Genomic DNA, 4399 nt, shown 5'->3' with positions numbered 1-4399 from the left:
GTTGGCGAAGGTGCGGCCGGCGGCGCTGTCGCCGTTGCGGGCGTAGCTGCTGTAGAGGGCGAGGGTGCGGGCGTCCGAGCGGGCCTGCTCGTTGACGTAGGTGCGGTCGAACTCGCGGGCGGACCGGGCCGAGCGGAGGCGCTCGATGCGTTGCTGTCCGTTCGGGCCGAGCGCGACGCGGCGACCGGGCTCGGCCGGGCTGTTGTCGATGAGGCCGACGCCGCCGAGCACGCCGCCGACGATGCCGGTGCCGATGTTGGCGGCGAGCGTCACCGGCGCCAGCACCACGCCGACCGGATTGTCGAGGCGGGACGGGATGCCTTGATTGTCGGAGACGACGCGGCCGCTGGCGGAAAGGGAGGTGCCCTCGGGCAGAAGCGCCTTGGTGGTGGCCTCACGCTCGACCAGCACCCGGTTGGCGTAGTTGCGCACGCGCGGGTTGCGGGACCGCTCGAGGGCGATCCGGCTCGCCTCGATGCTGGCGGCGTCCGAGCGCAGCGCCTCGGCGCGGAACTCCGGGGTCGAGGTGGCCGCGGCACCGATCGGCGCGTCCGCACCGATTCGAAGGGGCAGCGCGTCCTGGGCCAGGGCGGGCGTGGCGAGGGCGACGGACAGGCCGAGAGCGGCCAGGACGGTCGACTTCATGGCGGATGTTCCCTTGAAGGTCGTGCTTGGGATTGGTGTTTCGGGCCGGCGCTCCCGAGGAGCGGGGTCGCGGCCTCAACTTGTGCGGTGCATGCATGTTCCGCCCCCGCACAATCCTGTGATCAAAGGATTTAAGCTTCACCGTTCTCGCAAGCGGTGAACAGGGCGCGCCCGAAAAGGGCATGAAAATCAACGATGATTGGCGGCAGCCAGCGCTTCGGAGGTGAGCGAACGACACCATACGCCGGTAAACCGTCCCGGTTCAGCGATCGGTCTGATATGCTCTCGATGCATATCTAAGACGTGGGTTTCCCGTCGCCGCCGAGGTCGATCACGACGATCTCGGGCGGTACGCCGAGTCGCACCGGGGCGATGCTCATGCCGAGGCCGCCGGAGACGATGAGGTCCGTCTGCTCACGCACATGGCCGTAGGCGAAGCGGTTCTTGTAGCGCGAGGGCACGACCGGTGCGTAGCCGAACAGGCGCACCTGCCCGCCATGCGTATGGCCCGAGAGCGTGAGGGTGATCTGCGCCGGCACCTGGGGAAAGATGTCGGGCTCGTGGGCCATCAGGATCGCGGGAGCGCCGTCCGGGATCTGCGCGAGCGTGCCGGGCAGGTCGTCGACGCCGATCCGGGGATGGCCGCGTTTGCGGGCGCTCGGCACGAAGGCGATCTGGTCGCCGAGCCCGGCGAGCCAGACCTCGTGCCCCCGCACTGCGAGCGAAAGCGCCTCGTTCTGCAGCACGCGGATGCCGTTTCGCCGCAGGGCCTCGCCCGCGATCGTCGGACCGCTGCCGCGCGCCTGCGCCCCCCTGTCCTCCCACCAGTCGTGATTGCCGAGGATCGCGTAGGTGCCGAGCGGTGCCCGCAGCCCGCCGAGGATCGGTCCCCACTCGGCGGCGTCGACGTAGCGGGTGACGAGGTTCATGCCGGAGACGTAGTCGCCGAGCAGCACCGTCACGTCGCCCTTCAGGGCGTTCGCGGCGGCGACGATCCCCTCGATGCGCGCGGCCGACATCCACGGCTCGCAGGCATGGATGTCGGACAGGGCGACGATCCGCAGCCTCAGGCCCTCCGGCCAGGGGCCCATCGGCCGCAGGCTGTAGCGGGTGACGGTGAGGCGCATCGGCTCGAGGCCGACGGCGTAGGCGCCCGTGCCGGCGCCGGTCAGGGCCGTCGCGCCGAGACCGATCAGCACCGTGCGGCGGGTGACGGAGACGGGTGGTCCGCCGCGCGTCGAGGCGCGATCGTCCGCCTCAGGCATCCGGGTCGTCGCTGCCGCCGAACAGGCCGAACTGCGTGCCCGGATCGCGGCGCGGCTCGGCGAAGCCCATGTGGCGGAAGGCGTGCGGCGTCAGCACCCGCCCGCGGGGCGTGCGCTGCACGAAGCCCTTCTGGATCAGGTAGGGCTCGATGATGTCCTCGATCGCGTCGCGCGGCTCGGACAGCGCCGCGGCGATGGTCTCGATGCCGACCGGGCCGCCGCCGAAGGAGGTGGCGATCAGGGTCAGGTACTTGCGGTCCATCACGTCGAGGCCGACGGGATCGACGTCGAGCATCTGCAGCGCCCGGTCGGCGATGGCGCGGCTTACCGTCTGCGCCTCCTCGACAATGGCGAAGTCGCGCACCCGGCGCAGCAGGCGGCCGGCGATGCGCGGCGTGCCGCGGGCGCGCTTGGCGATCTCGTTGGCGCCCTCCTCCGACATGCCGAGGCCGAGCACCCGCGCACCGCGGCGGACGATGAGTTCGAGCTCGTCGATCTCGTAGAATTCGAGCCGGATCGGGATGCCGAAGCGGTCGCGCAGGGGCGTGGTGAGCAGGCCCGCGCGGGTCGTGGCGCCGACGAGGGTGAATTTCGGCAGCTCGATCTTCACCGAGCGGGCGGCCGGGCCTTCTCCGATGATGAGATCGAGCTGGTAATCCTCCATCGCCGGATAGAGGATCTCCTCCACCGCCGGGTTGAGGCGGTGGATCTCGTCGATGAACAGGACGTCGCGCTCATCGAGGTTGGTGAGCTGCGCGGCGAGGTCGCCGGCCTTGGCGATGACCGGGCCGGAGGTCGAGCGGAAGTTCACGCCGAGTTCGCGGGCGACGATTTGGGCCAGGGTCGTCTTGCCGAGCCCCGGCGGGCCGACGAACAGGACATGGTCGAGGGCCTGGCCGGTCTTCTTGGCCGCCTCGATGAAGATCTGCATGTTGGCGCGGGCCGCCCGCTGCCCGATGAACTCGGCGAGGCTCAACGGCCGGATCGACTGATCGACGTCGTCCGCCCTGCGCTCGGGGTTCAACAGGGTCTTGCCGGGTCTGGCGGTCTTGTCTTCGCTCACGGGGGTCTCGCGGGGCGTCGGCTGACCTCGCGTTTTGCACATCCGGCGCGCCGGGGCCACCGCGGCCGATCGGCCCCGTGCGATGGGGGCGACGGAGAGGCGACGTGCCGCGGCACACGCCGCGCGGGAGGCCTTCAGCGAGTTGGTAACCAACACTGCGGATGATCGCCGCGTGCTCCCGACGAGATCCGTGATGCCGAACGTTCCCTCCGCCCCGCGCGGGCTCCGCCGCGCCCGGCTCCTCGGCGGCACCGGCGCCGCCCTCGCCCTGCTCCTCGCCGCCCCGCTCCGGGCCGAGCCCGCGCCCGAGATGCAGCCCGATTCCCGCATCAACCTGCGGATCGAGCCGAAGGCCGAGGGCGCGCCGGAACCGAAGCGGGAACTGCGGGCCGATCCGAAGCCGGAGCCGCGCCGGGAGAAGGCCGAGGCCAAACCCGACGCGAAGCCCGATTCGAAGCCCGATCCGAAAGCGGACCCGAAGCTGGAGCGCCCGACCGCCGACACCGTGGCCGTCCCGACCGAGACACCGGCCAAGAAGGTGTCGCGCGAGCTGCCGCCGGTCGTCTACGCCCGCGTGTCGGAGGATCCGCTGCCGACCTACACGGCGCAGACCTTCATGGACACGATGCGCGCCGCCGAGCGCTATCAGGTCTATGCCGAGGCCGGCGGCTGGAAGACGCTGCCCGCCGACTTCGCGCCGAAGCCCGGCGACAGCCACCCGGCGATCCCGTCCCTGCGCCACCATCTCACGCTGACCGGCGACCTTCCCGCCGACGCGCCGCCGTCCGACCGATACGATCCGCCGCTGGTGGCCGCGGTGAAGGCGTTCCAGGCCCGCCACGGCCTGCCGGATGCCGGCATCCTCGGCCGCCTGACGCTCAACGCCCTCAACGTGCCGGCGGATGTGCGCCAGCGGCAGCTGCGCGCCTCGGCGCAGCGGCTGATGGGCTCGAATTTCGGCTTCGGCGAGCGCTACGTCACCGTGAACATCCCCTCCGCCACCGTCGAGGCGGTGGAGAGCGGCACCGTCACGCGCCGCTACGTCGCGGTGGTCGGCTCGCCCCGCAAGCAGACGCCCGCGGTCGAGACCCGGATCACCGACGTGAACCTCAACCCGACCTGGACCGTGCCCGTCTCGGTGATCAAGAACGAGATCATCCCGACGATGCGCAAGAACCCCGGCTATCTCGCCAAGAACCGGATCCGCATCCTCGGCCCCGGCGGCGTCGAGGTCGATCCGACCACGATCGACTGGACCACGCAGAAGGCGGCCAACTACACCCTGCGCCAGGATTCCGGCCTCGACAACTCGCTCGGGCAGATCCGCATCGACATGCCGAACCGCCACGCGATCTACATGCACGACACGCCGTCGAAGTCGCTGTTCGCGGGCTCGGTGCGCTTCCACTCGCACGGCTGCGTCCGC

4 protein-coding genes are annotated in these 4399 nt (G+C 70.9%); 1 reads left to right on the top strand and 3 read right to left on the bottom strand.

Annotated elements, in window-relative coordinates; genetic code table 11:
- The 3 genes from MFF42_RS23600 to ruvB form a co-directional block, all read right to left on the bottom strand.
- Positions 1–645 (bottom strand): DUF4142 domain-containing protein (locus MFF42_RS23600; RefSeq protein WP_238258207.1); only part of this gene is annotated, 645 nt, incomplete at its 3' end.
- A 296-nt stretch (positions 646–941) separates the two neighbouring features.
- Positions 942–1910: a metallophosphoesterase gene (locus tag MFF42_RS23595; RefSeq protein ID WP_238258205.1), complete on the bottom strand. Its 969-nt coding sequence runs from the start codon at positions 1908–1910 to the stop codon at positions 942–944.
- On the bottom strand, positions 1903–2973 hold the full coding sequence (ruvB, locus tag MFF42_RS23590) for a Holliday junction branch migration DNA helicase RuvB (protein ID WP_238258203.1): 1071 nt from the start codon (positions 2971–2973) through the stop codon (positions 1903–1905). Before ruvB ends, MFF42_RS23595 begins: the two co-directional genes overlap by 8 nt.
- A gap of 193 nt (positions 2974–3166) precedes the next feature.
- Between ruvB and MFF42_RS23585 the strand changes: the two genes are divergently transcribed.
- The coding region (locus MFF42_RS23585) for a L,D-transpeptidase family protein (protein WP_238258201.1) at positions 3167–4399 on the top strand (1233 nt) is incomplete at its 3' end.

It is taken from the genome of Methylorubrum podarium (assembly GCF_022179745.1).
Classification (GTDB): domain Bacteria; phylum Pseudomonadota; class Alphaproteobacteria; order Rhizobiales; family Beijerinckiaceae; genus Methylobacterium; species Methylobacterium podarium.
This window is presented reverse-complemented; position numbering and strand designations above follow the sequence as displayed.